Here is a 16,110-nt window from a genome sequence, read left to right on the forward strand (position 1 = left end):
AATTGGAGGAATGCTTTCTATGTCTGTACAAACCCGTTCTAAAAATGAAGCGTTTTTGGAGCAGCAAAATAGAAGAGAATCAAATGCGCGTTCTTATCCGCGCAGATTTCCGCTCGCCATGCAAACGGCGGAAGGCATCTTGGTCAAGGATGCAGATGGAAAGCAGTATTATGACTGCCTGGCTGGAGCGGGAACGCTTGCACTCGGTCATAATCATCCAGTTGTCATTGAAGCCATTCAAAAAATGATTGATGAAAAACGACCGCTGCACACGCTTGACATCACATCGGAAATAAAAGAAGAGTTTATCAGCGAGGTGTTTGAGAGCCTGCCTGAAGCTTTCGCCAAACGGGCGAAAATTCAGTTCTGCGGTCCGACAGGCGGCGATGCGATCGAAGCCGCGCTCAAACTGGTGAAAACAGCGACAGGAAAGAGAACCGTCCTCTCATTTCATGGCGCATACCATGGAGCAACACACGGAACGATGGCATTAAGCGGCAATCTCTCTCCGAAAGAAAACGTCCAAGGATTAATGCCTGACGTTCATTTTCTCCCATATCCTTATGAATACCGCTGCCCGTTCGGCACCGGAGGGGACGACACCCACCGTCTGTCAAGCTCATATATCGAAAATATGCTGGATGACCCTGAAAGCGGTATTCTGCAGCCGGCGGGAATGATCTTTGAAGCGGTGCAAGGTGAAGGGGGATCGGTTCCGGCGCGGGCGGAATGGATCAGAGAGATGAGAAGGATCACAAAAGAACGCGGAATCCCGTTGATCATTGACGAGGTGCAGACCGGCATCGGCCGAACCGGAAAAATGTTTGCGTTCGAGCACGCCGGCATTATACCGGATGTCATCGTCCTTTCAAAAGCGATCGGCGGAAGCCTGCCGCTGTCAGTCGTCATCTATGATCAAGATCTTGACAAGTGGGGACCGGGGGCGCACATCGGCACATTCAGAGGGAACCAGATGGCGATGGCGGCCGGAAGTGCAACTTTAAAATATATAAAAGAGCATGATGTGCTATCACATGTGGAAAAAGTCGGTGCGAAACTCATGCGTGAATTACAAGGCATTCAGGAGCACGTTCCCGAAATCGGCGATGTCCGGGGACGAGGGCTGATGATCGGCGCCGAAATTGTCGCACCGCACAAAAAGCAAAACGCAAACGGCAGCTACCCGGCCGATGCGGAGCTTGCAAGCGTCATTCAAAGAAAATGCTTTGAAAAGGGACTGATCGTTGAAACGGGAGGCCGCCACGGTAGTGTGATCCGCTTCCTGCCTCCGCTCATCGTAACGGAAGAGCAAATTGACGACATCACCGCGATTTTCAAAGAGGCCGTCTATGAAGCAGTCAAGTAAACAGAAAAACTTTGATTCCCTGTTTATGCACAACGGTGAACAGGGAATCAAAGCCTACCGTGATGCGGTCGAGACCGCTGTTGATGTGCTGTGGGCCGACTGGAAGGATAAATCGAAGCCGTACAGCGGGAAGATGCCGAACGAATTGAAGCACGAAATCAAAAACTTATTTTCGTTTCAGGAAGCGGGAGAACCGCTTGCGGATGTTCTCAGAGAGCTGAAAGAAGCCTATTTGCCGCACCGGATTCATGTCGAAGATCCAAAATGCGCCGCACACCTTCACTGTCCGCCGCTGATCCCAGCGCTCGCTGCAGAGATGCTGATCAGCGTGCTGAATCAGTCGATGGATTCGTTTGATCAAAGCGGAGCGGCTTCATTGATCGAGGAAGAAATGGTGCAGTGGCTTTGCCGAAAGTTTGAATTCGGAAAAGATGCTGACGGAACATTTACGAGCGGAGGGACACAGTCCAATTATATGGGGCTTCTTTTGGCCCGCGATGCCTACTGCGAAAAGCGGTGGAACTGGAGCGTCCAAAAGGACGGCCTGCCGCCGGAAGCGCACCGGCTGCGGATCCTCTGTTCTAAAGATGCCCATTTTACCGTGAAAAAATCGGCTTCCCAGCTCGGCCTCGGAGAGCGTGCCGTCGTTCTCGTCGACACGGATGACGAAAAGCGAATGTGCCTTTACGATTTAAAGCGAAAAACAGCGATGCTGAAGGAATCGGGCTTACATCCCTTTGCGATTGTGGCAACATGCGGAACGACGGATTTCGGAAGCATCGACCCGCTTTCCGAACTTGCGGATGCCGCGCATGCTGAAGGAATTTGGCTCCACGTTGATGCCGCGTATGGCGGGGCATTGATATTGAGCAGGGCCCGCCGTTATAAATTGGCCGGCATTGACAGGGCCGACTCAATCAGCGTCGACTTCCACAAGCAGTTTTATCAGTCGGTCAGCTGCGGCGCTTTTCTTGTAAAAGACAGAAGGCATTTCCGCTTGATTGATTATCATGCCGATTATTTAAATCCCGAGGAGGATGAAGCGGAGGGAATCGTCCATCTCGTCAATAAATCGATTCAGACGACGCGGCGTTTTGACGCGTTAAAGCTGTTTGTCTCATTGCGTGTGCTCGGGGAAGATACATTCGCCGAGATGATTGACTGGACATTCGCATTGGCTGAAGCGGCAGCGAAAAAAATCTCCGCAAGCGATCGGTTCGAACTGCTGAATCCACACCCTGAACTGAACGCTGTCGTCTTCCGCTGCCTCGCCGCAGAAGACGATGCGGAGAATGACAGCTTGAATAAATATATTCACAGAGAATTGTTCAGAACGGGACAGGCGGTGATCGCCAAGACGGCAGCAGACGGGAAGACATATTTAAAATTCACGCTGCTCAATCCGAGAATGGCGCTTTCTGATCTTGACGACGTTCTCGGGCGGATTCAAGAGCTTGCGGGCCTTTATTTGAATAGCAGGAGGATAACAAGATGAGTTCATTTAAAGAAATAGCAGAAAATGCTACGATTCAAAGCTTTTTAAATTGCTATTTGCGGGAAACCGGCATCGAAACCCGTGAGATCGCGGACGGCTCCCAAAAAATGCTGGTGGTCCCGCTAAAACGCCAGCACATCGAGCTGATCGTTCCGGTCAAGTATTGGTCGAAGACGGGAAGGCACCTCTTCTCATTTCCGCTCTATTATAAAACAACTCAAGACGAAAACCGGCTTCCGCTCGACTATGTCACGCTCGTCTCCCTCGCTTCAAAAGAATTGCTTCTTCGGCAAAACAGCGGGGGCGCCGAGGATGAATTCATGCTTAGAGTCATTTTGAGCTGCCGTAATATCAGCCGTTATGTGGAAGAGCGGGCGGGTGATCAACATGAGCTGAACGCGGCCGATTTTACGTTTATCGAAGCAGAGCAATCGCTTTTGCTCGGCCACCTGATGCATCCGACGCCAAAAAGCAGGCAGGGGATGAAGCCTGAAGAGGAAAGCATCTATTCGCCTGAACTTAAAGGGGAGTTTCAGCTTCATTATTTTAAGGCGCACGCCTCCCTCGTTCTGCACGACTCAAGTACAGGAACAAAAGCGCCGCTGGTCATTCAAGAGGAACTGAAGAACGATCCGATGATTGACAAAGCGTGGCTTGATGAGGAAACATCCGATCCGGACTTTGCGCTTCTTCCCGCACACCCGCTCCAGGCGAAAGCCTTGTTGGAGGAGCCGTATGTGCAAAAATTGATCGATCAGGGTCTCCTTACATATCTCGGCGCAAAAGGGCGGACGTTTACGGCGACATCCTCCGTCCGCACGGTCTACAGCAAGCACTCGCGCTATATGTACAAATTCTCGGTGCCGATCAAAATTACGAATTCGCTTCGTGTGAACAAGCAGAAAGAGCTGGACAGAGGAGTGGAAATGGCCCGGCTTCTGCAGACAGAGCTCGGTCAACGGTTGTACCAGGAGTTTCCCGGCTTCCGCGTCATCACAGATCCGGCTTACATCTCTATTCAAGGAGAAAACGGGGAATCCGGCTTTGAAGTCGTGATCAGAGAGAACCCGTTTTATGAAGACGACCGTTCGGCAAGCCTGATCGCCGGGCTCTGCCAGGATCACGCTTACGGGAAAGAGTCAAGGCTGTCCTCTGTCATCCGTGAGCTGGCGTTAAAAGAAGGACGGACAACGGAAGAAGTGTGCGCCGACTGGTTTGACAAGTATTTGTCCATTTCGCTTGAGCCTGTTTTATGGCTGTTTGAAACATACGGGCTGGCGATTGAAGCGCACCAGCAGAACGCCGTCATCCGTTTAAAAAACGGCTACCCTGACACGTTTTATTACAGGGATAACCAAGGCTACTATTACAGCGAATCAAAAGCGGACATGCTCTCCAGCCTGCTCGAAGGCTTAAGCGAAAGGAGCGAGACGATCTGTTCGGACAGCGTGGCTGTTGAGAGACTGCGCTATTACTTCTTCTTCAACCATTTGTTTGGACTTGTGAACGGTTTCGGCTGCGAAGGGCTGATCCGGGAAGAAACGCTCCTGTCCATGATCAGAGAGCGGCTTGAGAAAGCGGAACAAATTTACGGCATCACTGAGCTGACCGACAGCCTGCTGCGTTTTCCTGAGCTTCCGTGCAAGGCCAATCTGCTGACGAGATTTTATGACATGGATGAGCTGACAGGCTCCCTTGAAACCCAGTCGCGCTACACGTCAGTTCAAAATCCGCTTCTGAAGGAGGCGGCTGCCGTCCATGAATGAACGGATCACATTTCAAAAAGCGGACTATGAAAGAGACGTATCGCTCGTCTACCGCTGGATGCAGGAGGAGCACGTCATCCCGTTCTGGCATTTAAACATGCCGTTTGCAAAGTTTGCAGCCCATTTTCACAAGGCGATCACAGACCCTCACCAAACGCTGTACATCGGCTTTATCGACGGTGTGCCGATGAGCTACTGGGAGTCGTACTGGGTTAAGGGAGACATCATTGAACACCACTATGACAATGAACCTTTTGACCAGGGCATTCATCTGTTGATCGGAGAAAAAGCGTATTTGGGAAAAGGTCTTGCCCTTCCGCTTTTAAAAGCGATGGTCAGCATGCAATTTGCCGAGCCTGACACAAAAAAGGTCATCGCAGAGCCGGATATCCGCAATAAAAAAATGATTCATATTTTTGAAAAATGCGGGTTTCGCCCTATTAAACCTGTGGATCTTCCTGATAAAACCGGATTATTGATGTTTTGCGAACGAGAACGTTTTTTTGAAAAGGAGAAAAAAGATGAACTCTACAAAGAGACCCAATGATGTATATGATGTCATCGGCGTCGGCATCGGGCCGTTTAATCTCGGCCTTGCCGCATTGGCTGATTCCGTGCCTGAGATCAATGCGCTGTTTTTTGAACGGAATGAAAGCTTTAACTGGCATCCCGGCATGCTGATTGAAGGGACAACACTGCAGGTGCCGTTTTTGGCCGACTTGGTGAGCATGGCCGATGTGACAAGCAAATACAGCTTTTTAAACTATCTCCAGGAGCATAACCGTCTTTATTCTTTCTATTTTTTAGAAGACTTTCATATTCCGAGAAAGGAATATAACCACTACTGCCGCTGGGTGGCCGAACAGCTCGACTCGTGCCGTTTCGGAATGAATGTCGAAAGCATTTCACTCATTGAATCAAACCGGGATGCGCTTTTTGAAGTGCGGGTCGCGAATCAGGAAAACGGCGAGGAAGCCGTTTATTACACAAGGCATATCGCGCTCGGCATCGGCACGGGGCCGCACGTTCCCGAAGCGCTCTCAGACGCTTTGGGCGACTCGGTGTTCCATTCAGCCGAGTATTTAATGAGAAAACCCGGCGGGTTTAAAGGGAAAAGGGTTGCCGTCGTCGGCTCCGGGCAAAGCGCAGCCGAGGTGTTTTATGACCTGGTCGGTGAAGATGAAGCGGAGCACGTCAGCTGGCTCACCCGCTCAAAAGGCTTCTTCCCGATGGAATATTCGAATCTCGGGCTCGAGTATTTCTCACCTGATTATATCGATTTTTTCTATCAGCTCCCGCAATGGAAAAAAGATGAATTGCTAAGGCAGCAGGATCTGCTTTATAAAGGCATCAGCGCGAAGACGATCAGCGATATTTACCACCTTCTGTATGAGCGGACCTGCGGCGGACGGGAAGCGGCGTTTGACCTTCAGTCGATGACAGAAGTAGAGCGGATCGAACAGCATGCGGGAACAATGATTCTTCATTGCGCACACCGCGTGGATGAGAAACGATTTGAGCGGCAGGCGGATGTCGTCGTCTTGGCGACGGGCTATAAAGAGAGGCTGCCGGAATGCCTGGCACCTGTTGACAGCCTGATTGAAAAGGACGCGAGCGGCCGCAATGTCATTACACGCGATTACAGGCTGGTGACGGCAGCCGAATCGGAAAACCATATTTTCGTTCAAAACGGAGAGCTGCACACACACGGTGTCGGTGCGCCTGACCTGGGGCTCGGCGCTTACCGGAACTCGGTGATCATCAATCAGCTTGCCGGGAGGGAAGTATACCGCGTCAGCCATAAAACGGTCTTCCAGACATTTGGAACAGGAATCACGGAAAAAACGGCCGTGCCAAACGGCTGATCAAGGAGGCAATTTGATGTTGTTTCAAGACGAATTAAAAAAGGTGCTCAATCCGGAGAGATGGAGAAAAGTCAATCAGCGACTACTGGCGAAGATGGTTTCTGAATATATGTATGAGGATATTATCAAGCCTGATCTGATTGAAACGGAAGACGGCATCAACCGGTATGAGCTGAGAACGGCGGAAGATAAGGCATACCGGTTCGCGGCCAAACCCCGCATGTTTGACAGCTTTGACACGATGCCGGAGACGATCAAAGTCTTTAAGGACGGACAATGGACGACACACGTGAACGCAATAGAGTTTCTCCTCGATATTCAGCCGCATATCCCGATGAGTCCGGAAACAGCGGGGCATTTGATCAAGGAGTTCAACCATACGATGCTGGCGGATGCCCACCTTTTGGCTAAGGATGCGCTTACCTCTGATGAGCTGACAGAAGCCGATTATGCCGTGATTGAAGGTGAGATGACCGGCCATCCGTGGATTGTATACAACAAAGGAAGAATCGGCTTTGGCTATGATGACTATCTCCGCTTTGCGCCGGAAAATCAAAGAGCCGAACGGCTGCTGTGGATCGCCGTACACAAAGAGACCGCGTCATTCTACTCGGTTGAAGGGCTCGATTATGAAACGCTGATCAACGAAGAGCTTGATGAGCTGACTTTAAGGCAATTCGCTAAAGTGATAGAAAAGCAGGGCGCAGCCGGCGAAGACTATTATTATTTGCCCGTCCACGAATGGCAGTGGACAAATACGATCATTCAGCAATTTCCTGAAGAGATCGCTGCAAAAGCGATCATTCCTTTGGGGGAAGGCGGAGACGAGTATCTGCCGCAGCAATCGATCAGAACCTTTACAAACATCACAAACAAACATAAGCATCATATCAAACTGCCGATGAGCATTTTAAATACGCTTGTATACAGAGGACTGCCGTCGGAACGGACGGTGATCGCGCCGAAAATCACTGAGCATATCAAAGGGATCGCCGAAAACGACGCATTTCTAAAAGACGAATGCCGGGTGATCCTGCCAGGCGAAAATGCCAGTCTGAACGTCGACCACCCATACTATCATTCTCTTGAAAAAGCTCCGTATCAATATTTGGAAATGCTCGGCGCCATTTTCAGAGAAAGCATCTATACGTATTTGGAAGAAGGAGAGCGGCCTGTTACACTCGCTTCTTTAACATACATCGATCAAGACGGTGTGCCGTTTATCAGGCGCCTGATCGAAAAGTCGGGGCTGTCAGCGGAGGAGTGGATCGGAAAGCTGTTTAACACCGTGATGCCGCCGCTTCTGCATTTCATGTACCGCTACGGAACCGTATTTTCGCCGCACGGACAAAATACGATTCTCGTCTTAAAAGATCATCAGCCGCACAGGCTGGCGATTAAAGATTTTGTTGATGACGTCAATATCAGCGACCAGCCGCTTCCTGAACTGAGCGGTTTGACAGAAGATTTAAAAGCCGTTCTCAGAAGCGAGCCGCCGGAAGGGCTTGTGCAGTTTATCTTTACAGGGCTTTTCATTTGCCATTTGCGCTATGTGGCCAACATTTTGGAAAATGACGGTCTGCTTCCTGAAAAGCGTCTGTGGAAAGCTTTGGCTGATGCGATTTTGGATTATCAGCAAAGATTCCCGGAACTGCGTGAGCGCTTCGAATTGTTCGACTTATTCAAACCGGAATTGACGAAGCTCTGCCTCAACAGAAACCGGATGGTCGACTACGGCTACAAGGACGGCGATGACCGCCCGCACGCCTCCGAATTCGGAAAAGTGACAAACGCGCTTGCGAAATTTAAAAAAGAGGCCGCAAAGCTGTAATGCTCCTGCGGCCGGGAATGCCCCGCTTCAGGCGGGGTTTTTTTACGTCAATTTCTTATACATTAAAATATGAGGTCCGATCGGCGGTATGTCGTAGACTTCGCCCTGTTCGCTGAAGCCGAGCTTTTTATAGTAGCCGCTCACAGATGTCCTGGCGTTACACCATAAAAGGTCCGCGCCCTTTTTCCGGAGCAGTTCTTCGGCATGGCGGATGAGTGTGCTTCCCGCTTTTTGTTCGCGGTATCCTTCCAGCGTCGCCATCCCTCTCAGTTGATAATGGTTCCGGCCTTTGAGCTCCGCATGCTTGGCTTTGTGAAAGGAAGCGATGCTGATGAGCCTGCCGCGGTAAAATCCGCCGAGATGAAATGTTCCGTCGAGCAAATCGGTTTCATACCTGCACGCTTCGAGCGGCTGATTCGGCCGGAGAATGCGGTGTCTGATCTCATACGTTTCTTCGGCGTCGATTTGTTTGATCTCGATCATATGGTTCCTCCTTCGGTTGTCGAACTCATGAGAGGTGATGGATTCGGCAGATCACCCGGTGTTTTGAGAATGACTAACTATATCGTAAATGGCGGAATATATCGTCCATCGATATCGGTAAACTGATACTCTTTGGCTAAATCGCCTATTCTTAACACCTGTCCGCTTTTCTCCATCACATTCGGATCATTTGCCAACGCAGTAATTCCGCGTCCGACATAATAGGGCGTTTCGGTTCTCCTTAAATCTTCTGACTCCTGCCAATGCTCTTCATCTGATTCATGGTGTTTCAAGACAAGCTCAGTTCTCATAAATCCAGGTGAAACGGCAAGAACGGCAATGTTGTCCTGTTTTAATTCTAATGAAAGTCCATACGCCATACGTGTTAATGCGTTTTTGGCTAAATCGTAATAAAACTGTCCAATGTACTTGTCACCATCCCAGAAGGTCGTGTGAATGATGAGGGCTTGTTTATTTTCACGAAGCAGCGGAACGGCGAAATGATTCGTCGCCAACTGGGCGCGCACCCCGGCGGTGAACATCGTATCCCAATTCTTCAAAGACAATTCCCAAAAAGGTTTTGCGTCAACACCCAGATCATGCGCACCCCACACATTGTTGATCAAAATATCTAATTTTCCCTGTTCTTCGCGAATTTTAGTGATGACAGCCTCTGTGTCCGAATCGTTCGTATGATCACATTGTACAGCAATACCTTTTCCGCCGGAAGCCTCAATTTGTGCAGCGGTGTCATGGATTGTCCCAGGCCAATGATTCGTTGAAGCCCCATGAATGCTGCGGCCTGTGATATACACGATTGCACCGGCTTTCCCCAGTTCTGCAGCAATGCCGCGACCGGCTCCTCTGCTTGCGCCTGTTACAAGAGCGACTTTTCCTTTCAAGTCCATCTCATTCCTTTCATAAAGAAGATATTGTCATTATAAGAACCGATTCTTGACAACAGCTGTCATATTTAATGAAATGAAGATAAATCATTTATAAAAAGGAGATCATCATGAGAGGAGACCGATTGATATCTATTCTTTTGCTGCTGCAAGCTTATGGACAGATGACGGCAAAACAATTGGCAGAAAGGCTGGAAGTCTCTGAACGAACGATTTACAGGGATATGGAAGCTTTAAGCGGGACGGGTATTCCCGTTTTTGCCGAACGCGGAAAAAACGGAGGCTGGTCATTGCTTGATGATTACCAGACCAAATTAACCGGCTTAAAAGAATCTGAAATACGCGCACTATTTGTCCCGCTTTCCGAACAATTCCTCGATGATCTCGGATTGACACGTACATCCGAAGATGCCCGAAATAAACTGATCGCTTCGCTCCCTTCGGGATATCGCCAAAACGCAAAAGATGTATGGAATCGAATATATATTGATACGAGTTCATGGCGTCATAAGAAGGAAAAAGCAGCATCCTTTGAAGTGCTGAAAGATGCTATATGGAAAGATCAAAAATTAAAAATCGTCTATCAGCGGGCAGATGGAAAAGTGAGTGATCGGGTTGTAGCGCCGCTTGGACTGGTGGCTAAAGGGTCCAACTGGTATCTGATTGCATCTAAAGAAAATGGGGAGATTCGAAATTACAGAGCTTCGCGGATTCAATCTGCCATTTCCGTTCATGAAACATTTGAAAGACCTGAAAACTTTGACATTGCTCAAGTATGGAGATCTTCAACAAATGCTTTTATCGAAAAATTACCGACATATGAAGTGTGGGTGAAGGCGGCTCAGTCAATCTTGCCAAGATTATCATTTACCAATCATTTTGTGCGGATCATGGAAACGGGTAAAGTCGATGAGGAGGGGTGGATACCAATTAAATTATCATTTGATACGGAAGAGGAAGCGAAAAGATATATACTCGGTTTTGCCGAGCATATGCTGGTGATTGAACCGAAAGAACTGCACGACAAGGTGCTGAAAATGGCTGAATCGATTGTTGCCCATTATAAACAGCAGAATGGATGCCGAAAAACATGAATGAACCCCTGCCGTCCGCAATCGGCAGGCAGGGGTTGTTTTAATGAACATTGAAATATCTCGCTTCCGGGTGTGAGACGACGATTGCCGAAACGGAGGCTTCCGGCTCCATCATAAACCCATCTGTCAAGCGGACGCCGATGCCTTCCGGCTGGATGAGTCTGAAGAGCTTTTCCTGATCTTCGAGATTCGGACAGGCCGGATATCCGAAGGAGTAGCGCTGGCCTTGATATTTCGCTTGAAAACGCTGCTCCATCGTAAAGTCGGGTGCATCCGGAAAGCCCCAGCGGTCGCGGATGATTTGGTGTGTCCGCTCGGCGAGCCCTTCGGCCAGCTCAAGAGCGAGCGCTTGTACCGCATGGCTTTTTAAGTAGTCGCCTTCCGCTTTAAAGCGGTTGGCCACTTCCCTCACTTTTCTACCGGCTGTCACGGCAAAAAACGATACATAGTCTAGCTCGCCTTTCGGCCGGATGTAGTCGGAAATACAGCGGAACGGAAGCTTCTCCTGCCGCGGGAACACAAATGTTTCAAGGATGTTGTCCTGTTTTTCCGGATCTAAAATATGAAGCGAATCTCCTTCACTATAGGCCGGGAAAAATTGATAGACGACGGCGGGATCGAACCAGCCGTGTTTTTTTCCGTCTCTCAGCAATTCATCGATTACGTTTTTCAACTCGAGCGCTTTCGGATTTTTTTCGGCAAAAAGTTTTTTCACCTTTCCTTTTAACCCAAGATGGTGGCCCAGCAGCATTTGCTGATTGACGTACGGCACGATATAGGATAGATCGATGTTTTTCAAATAGTGCCGCTTCAAATCCTCCGGCTTGAAGACGGGCGCTTTCGGGATGTGGGCGCGCTTTTCAAGCATTTCAACAACAGCTTTCGACGGTTTCTTTTCTGCGACGGCTTGAGGTGCAACCTGTTCTTTTTTCTCAAGGAACTGCGACGGGTTCGTCCGCAGCTGATTGGCGAGCGATAAGCCGTCCATGGCGTCCTTCGCGTATAAAACCGGACCTTTATATTCAGGCGAGATTTTCATGTTCGTAAATTTTCGCGAAAGCGCCGCACCGCCGACCATGATCGGTACGGAGATATCGGCTTTATCCAAGTCCTGTGCGGTGACGACCATTTGCTGCGCCGATTTAACGAGCAGGCCGGACAGACCGATGATGTCGGGATTTTCTTTGCGGATCGCTTCAATCAACTCCTGCGGTGTCACTTTAATGCCGAGATCGACGACTTTGTAGCCGTTGTTGCTTAAAATGATGTCGACTAGGTTTTTGCCGATATCATGAACATCGCCTTTGACGGTCGCCAAAATAATTTTGCCTTTGCCGCTATCGTCTTTTTTCTCCATATAGTTTTCGAGAAAGGAAACGGCGGATTTCATCACTTCAGCTGACTGAAGGACTTCGGCGACGATCAGCTCATTGTTGTTAAACAGGCGCCCGACCTCCGCCATGCCGTCCATCAGCGGCCCGTTGATCACATCGAGCGGGGTGTCGAATTTTTCCAACGCTTGTTCGAGGTCGGGAATCAGCCCTTCTTTCGTACCTTCGATCACGTACTCGGACAGACGCTCTTCCAGGGAAAGGGACGTTTTCGGCTGTTTGTCCGCTTTTTTCTTTCCCCTGTAAAAATCGGTAAACGAGGCAAGTGTTTGATCATCTGTCTGAAACAGCAGCTTTTCGGCTAATTCGATCTCTTCCTTTGGAATGGAAGCGAACCGCTCAAGCTTTTCCGTATTGACGATCGCGTAATCAAGCCCGGCCTGTGTGGCATGGTATAAAAAGACGGCATTCAGGATTTCCCTGCCGACGGGAGGAAGGCCGAAGGAGACGTTGCTGACCCCGAGAATCGTCAAGCATTCAGGCAGCCGTTCTTTAATGAGCCGAATACCATCAATCGTTTCTTTCGCAGACCCGATATATTGTTCGTCACCGGTTCCGACCGGGAAGACGAGCGGATCGAAGATGATGTCGCTTGCCGGAATTCCGTATTTTTCGGTGAGCAGCTGATGCGAGCGGACCGCGATTTCAACCTTCCTGTCCGCGGTGACGGCCATTCCTGTTTCATCGATCGTCCCGACGACGAGTGCGCCGCCGAACCGTTTGACGAGCGGGAGAATGTCGGCGAACCGCTCTTCGCCGTCTTCCAGGTTGATCGAGTTGATAATCGCCTTTCCTTGAGAGTATTTGAGCGCTTTTTCGATGACTTCTTTATCGGTTGAATCAATGACAAACGGCGCTTTTACTTTTTTCATGGCTTCCTTCAAGAAGCCTTCCATATCTTTCGCTTCATCCCGGTCAGGATCGGCGAGGCAGATGTCGATGACGTGCGCCCCGTTTTTCACCTGGGCTCTGGCGATTTCGGCGGCTTCTTCAAATTTTTGTTCGGCGATGAGCCGTTTGAATTTGCGTGAACCGATCACATTTGTCCGTTCGCCGACAAAAAGAGGGCGCATCGTTTCTTCATAGATTAAGCCGTCAATCCCTGAGACGGTGTGCGGTCTTTTCCCCGAAGGCAACGGACGCGGCGGGAGTGCAGCGACTTCTTCGGCCAGCGCTTCGATATGGGCGGGCGTCGTTCCGCAGCATCCGCCGACGATGTTGAGCCAGCCTTCCTCGGCAAAAGCCCTGATTTTTTTCGCCAGTGACTGTGGGGATTCGTGATACTGTCCTTCTTCATCGGGAAGGCCGGCGTTTGGATAACAGCTGACGGCCGTCCGCGCGAGTGAAGAAAGGGTTCTGATATGATCGGTCATAAATTCAGGGCCTGTCGCACAATTTAAGCCGACACTGACCGGTTTCATATGCTCAAGCGAGATGTAGAATGATTCGATATCCTGCCCGGCAAGCGTCGTGCCCATCGGCTCTATCGTTCCCGATACCATGAGGGGAAGGGTTGTGCCGGTCTTTTCAAAAGCCTGCCTGATTCCGATAAAGCCGGCTTTAACATTGAGCATGTCCTGGCTTGTTTCAAGCAGGAGCAGATCGGCGCCGCCTGTGATCAGAGCCCTTGCCTGCTCCTCATAATTGGCGATCAGCTCATCAAATGTTGTCCCTCCTGTGACCGAGAGTGTTTTCGTTGTCGGCCCCATTGCACCTGCGACAAATCTTGGCCACTCAGGCGTTGAAAATTTTTCAGCGGCCGCTTTGGCGAGCTTGACGGAAGCGAGATTCAGATCATAGGCGAGATGTCCCAGGTTATACTCGTCAAGCACGAGCCGGGTTGCACCGAATGTATTCGTTTCAATGATATCGGCCTTTGCGGCGAGATACGCTTCATGGATGCCTTGGATGATGTGCGGGGCCGTCACACTTAAATATTCATTGCATCCTTCATATGCCTCTCCGCCGAAATCGGCGGGAGACAGGTTTGCGTCTTGAATCATCGTGCCCATCGCACCGTCAAGGACGAGGATTTTTTTCTTCAGCTGGTCATTGATGATAGACATTTGCGGTCTCCTTTTCTTTCTGGTGAATGTAAGCCGTCAGTTCTGCTGTCAAGTCAGAGCGCAAAAACGGTGTGATCAAGTAGATGCCGTTAAACAAATCACATGCGGCGTCAAGCAGTGAGCGGGCGATCGCGAGGCCTTCCTGCGTCTGTTTTTGTTTGTCATTTCCGGCAAGCGCCATTTTTTCGCGGATCGAATCCGACAGCTTGATCCCGGGAATTTCATTATGAATAAACTCCGCGTTCCTGCTGCTTGTCAAAGGCATGACGCCGATGTAGATCGGTGTCTCAAGATGCTTTGTCTCCTCATGAATCTTGATGAGCTGTTCCTCCGAGTAGACCGGCTGGGAAATAAAATAGTCGGCGCCGCAGTCGATTTTCTTCTCGATCCGTTTGACCGCTTTATCAATGTGTCTGACGTTCGGATTGAAGGCGGCGGCGACAGAAAAGTTCGTTTTTTTGCCGAGCGGTTTCCCGGAATAGGACAAACCTTCATTGAACTGCTTGATCAGGCCGATCAAATCAAATGACGTCAAGTCATAGACGGAGGTGGCGCCCGGGAAGTCGCCGATTTTCGACGGATCGCCGGTGATCGCCAGCACATCGGACAGCCCGAGGGTGTCAAGGCCCATTAAATGAGACTGCAGGCCGATCAGGTTGCGGTCTCTGCAGGTGATATGGACAAGTGACCTCATATCGAGCCGCTGCTTTAACAGCGCCCCGCAGGCGACATTGCTGATCCTCGGTGTCGCAAGCGAGTTGTCCGCCAAGGTCAGGGCATCGATTCCCGCCGCCTTTAATTCCTCTGCTGCGCGGAGAAACTTTTCAAAGTTTAATTGTTTAGGAGGGTCCAGTTCAACGATGATCGATCGTTTTTCTTTTGCCAGTTCGTCCAGTGCGGGCTCTGTTCTTTCTTGTTGAACGGCCGCTTGCGCTTGCTTTTTGATTTTGACATGTTTTTCGGTGACGGGCGGAAGGTCTTTGACCGCTTCAGCCATCGCTCTGATGTGGTGCGGCGTCGTACCGCAGCATCCGCCGATGATTCGTGCGCCCTGGTTGCGAAATTCCTTCGCACTGTCTCTGAAATATTGGTCATCAGTTTCATAGACGAGGCGACCTTCAACAAGGGATGGAAGGCTGCTGTTTGGATAGACGGAAAGGTAGGCGTTTTCCAAAAGCGGCACTTCTTCGAGCGCTTTGATCATATGATGGGGACCGAGGCGGCAGTTGATGCCGACCACGTCGGCTCCGAGATCAGCCAAAAGCTTTAAGCTGTCGCTGAGCGGTGTTCCGTCTTGAAGAACACCTTCCTCATGCATGGAGACATTCAGAACAATCGGCAGGTCTGTTTCCTTTCTGGCAATCTTCAACACTTCGCGCGCTTCTTCCAAATCATAATAGGTTTCCAGAAGAAGCCCGTCAGGCTCCTCATTTAATAGAAGGTAAAGCTGTTCGCGAAAGCTCCGTTTAATGTCATCGAGTGAATACGTGTTTTTATTAAACGTCCGGATTCCGCCGAGCGTTCCGAAAACATACGCGGAACCGGCGGCAGAACGGGCGATGCGGACGGCTTTTTCGTTGATTTGCTTCGTTTCGTCTTCAAGGCCGTATCTGGACAGCTTGATGAAGTTTGCACCGTACGTGTTCGTTTGAATAATGTCGGCGCCTGCTTGGACGTATGCTTCATGGACGCGTTTAACTTCATCGGGCTTTGATATATTCAATTCTTCAAAACAGCGGTCGATTCCGTAAGAATAAAGGAGCGTCCCCATGGCACCGTCGGCGATTAAAATGTTGTGTTTTATATCATCCAAAAAACCCATTGTTTTCCCCCTTGAACATGTTGATA

At 49.9% G+C, this 16,110-nt stretch carries 11 protein-coding genes; 7 read left to right on the forward strand and 4 right to left on the reverse strand.

What is annotated here, in order from left to right; translation table 11 throughout:
- Positions 1–19: 19 nt before the first annotated feature.
- The 6 genes from M654_RS07780 to M654_RS07805 are packed head-to-tail and all read left to right on the forward strand — an operon-like array spanning position 20 to position 8,323.
- Positions 20–1,366, forward strand: coding sequence for an aspartate aminotransferase family protein (locus M654_RS07780; RefSeq protein WP_026586356.1), 1,347 nt, complete (start codon positions 20–22; stop codon positions 1,364–1,366).
- Positions 1,350–2,861, forward strand: coding sequence for a pyridoxal phosphate-dependent decarboxylase family protein (locus M654_RS07785; RefSeq protein WP_026586357.1), 1,512 nt, complete (start codon positions 1,350–1,352; stop codon positions 2,859–2,861). The genes M654_RS07780 and M654_RS07785 overlap by 17 nt, the downstream gene beginning before the upstream one ends.
- Positions 2,858–4,627: an IucA/IucC family protein gene (locus tag M654_RS07790; protein WP_026586358.1), complete on the forward strand. Its 1,770-nt coding sequence runs from the start codon at positions 2,858–2,860 to the stop codon at positions 4,625–4,627. Before M654_RS07785 ends, M654_RS07790 begins: the two co-directional genes overlap by 4 nt.
- On the forward strand, positions 4,620–5,174 hold the full coding sequence (locus M654_RS07795; RefSeq protein ID WP_026586359.1) for a GNAT family N-acetyltransferase: 555 nt from the start codon (positions 4,620–4,622) through the stop codon (positions 5,172–5,174). Before M654_RS07790 ends, M654_RS07795 begins: the two co-directional genes overlap by 8 nt.
- Positions 5,149–6,492: a lysine N(6)-hydroxylase/L-ornithine N(5)-oxygenase family protein gene (locus M654_RS07800; RefSeq protein ID WP_026586360.1), complete on the forward strand. Its 1,344-nt coding sequence runs from the start codon at positions 5,149–5,151 to the stop codon at positions 6,490–6,492. The genes M654_RS07795 and M654_RS07800 overlap by 26 nt, the downstream gene beginning before the upstream one ends.
- 16 nt (positions 6,493–6,508) lie before the next feature.
- Positions 6,509–8,323 carry an IucA/IucC family protein gene (locus M654_RS07805; protein ID WP_026586361.1) on the forward strand — a complete coding sequence of 605 codons (1,815 nt, stop codon included), beginning with the start codon at positions 6,509–6,511 and terminating at the stop codon, positions 8,321–8,323.
- Between the two features lie 42 nt (positions 8,324–8,365).
- Here M654_RS07805 and M654_RS07810 read toward each other — a convergent pair whose 3' ends face one another.
- Both M654_RS07810 and M654_RS07815 read right to left on the reverse strand, forming a co-directional pair.
- Positions 8,366–8,806 (reverse strand): GNAT family N-acetyltransferase, encoded by a 441-nt coding sequence (locus M654_RS07810; protein WP_026586362.1) that lies wholly within the window; start codon positions 8,804–8,806, stop codon positions 8,366–8,368.
- 77 nt (positions 8,807–8,883) lie between these two features.
- Entirely contained in the window at positions 8,884–9,714 is an 831-nt protein-coding gene (locus M654_RS07815) for an SDR family NAD(P)-dependent oxidoreductase (protein ID WP_026586363.1), read from the reverse strand.
- A gap of 107 nt (positions 9,715–9,821) precedes the next feature.
- Between M654_RS07815 and M654_RS07820 the strand changes: the two genes are divergently transcribed.
- Positions 9,822–10,805, forward strand: coding sequence for a helix-turn-helix transcriptional regulator (locus M654_RS07820; protein ID WP_026586364.1), 984 nt, complete (start codon positions 9,822–9,824; stop codon positions 10,803–10,805).
- 40 nt (positions 10,806–10,845) lie between these two features.
- Here M654_RS07820 and metH read toward each other — a convergent pair whose 3' ends face one another.
- Positions 10,846–14,262, reverse strand: a complete 3,417-nt coding sequence (gene metH, locus M654_RS07825; protein WP_026586365.1) for a methionine synthase — start codon at positions 14,260–14,262, stop codon at positions 10,846–10,848.
- Positions 14,246–16,084: a bifunctional homocysteine S-methyltransferase/methylenetetrahydrofolate reductase gene (locus M654_RS07830; protein ID WP_026586366.1), complete on the reverse strand. Its 1,839-nt coding sequence runs from the start codon at positions 16,082–16,084 to the stop codon at positions 14,246–14,248. The genes metH and M654_RS07830 overlap by 17 nt, the downstream gene beginning before the upstream one ends.
- Positions 16,085–16,110: the final 26 nt, after the last annotated feature.

The sequence above is a fragment of the Bacillus sp. NSP9.1 genome (assembly GCF_000465465.2).
Lineage (GTDB): Bacteria > Bacillota > Bacilli > Bacillales > Bacillaceae > Bacillus > Bacillus sonorensis_A.

What these genes read in the sequence shown, in the direction of transcription:
- M654_RS07780 (WP_026586356.1), top strand. Translation starts at nt 20, where the DNA reads ATGTCTGTACAAACCCGTTCTAAAAATGAAGCGTTTTTGGAGCAGCAA.
- M654_RS07785 (WP_026586357.1), top strand. Translation starts at nt 1,350, where the DNA reads ATGAAGCAGTCAAGTAAACAGAAAAACTTTGATTCCCTGTTTATGCAC.
- M654_RS07790 (WP_026586358.1), top strand. Translation starts at nt 2,858, where the DNA reads ATGAGTTCATTTAAAGAAATAGCAGAAAATGCTACGATTCAAAGCTTT.
- M654_RS07795 (WP_026586359.1), top strand. Translation starts at nt 4,620, where the DNA reads ATGAATGAACGGATCACATTTCAAAAAGCGGACTATGAAAGAGACGTA.
- M654_RS07800 (WP_026586360.1), top strand. Translation starts at nt 5,149, where the DNA reads ATGAACTCTACAAAGAGACCCAATGATGTATATGATGTCATCGGCGTC.
- M654_RS07805 (WP_026586361.1), top strand. Translation starts at nt 6,509, where the DNA reads ATGTTGTTTCAAGACGAATTAAAAAAGGTGCTCAATCCGGAGAGATGG.
- M654_RS07810 (WP_026586362.1), bottom strand. Translation starts at nt 8,806, where the DNA reads ATGATCGAGATCAAACAAATCGACGCCGAAGAAACGTATGAGATCAGA.
- M654_RS07815 (WP_026586363.1), bottom strand. Translation starts at nt 9,714, where the DNA reads ATGGACTTGAAAGGAAAAGTCGCTCTTGTAACAGGCGCAAGCAGAGGA.
- M654_RS07820 (WP_026586364.1), top strand. Translation starts at nt 9,822, where the DNA reads ATGAGAGGAGACCGATTGATATCTATTCTTTTGCTGCTGCAAGCTTAT.
- metH (WP_026586365.1), bottom strand. Translation starts at nt 14,262, where the DNA reads ATGTCTATCATCAATGACCAGCTGAAGAAAAAAATCCTCGTCCTTGAC.
- M654_RS07830 (WP_026586366.1), bottom strand. Translation starts at nt 16,084, where the DNA reads ATGGGTTTTTTGGATGATATAAAACACAACATTTTAATCGCCGACGGT.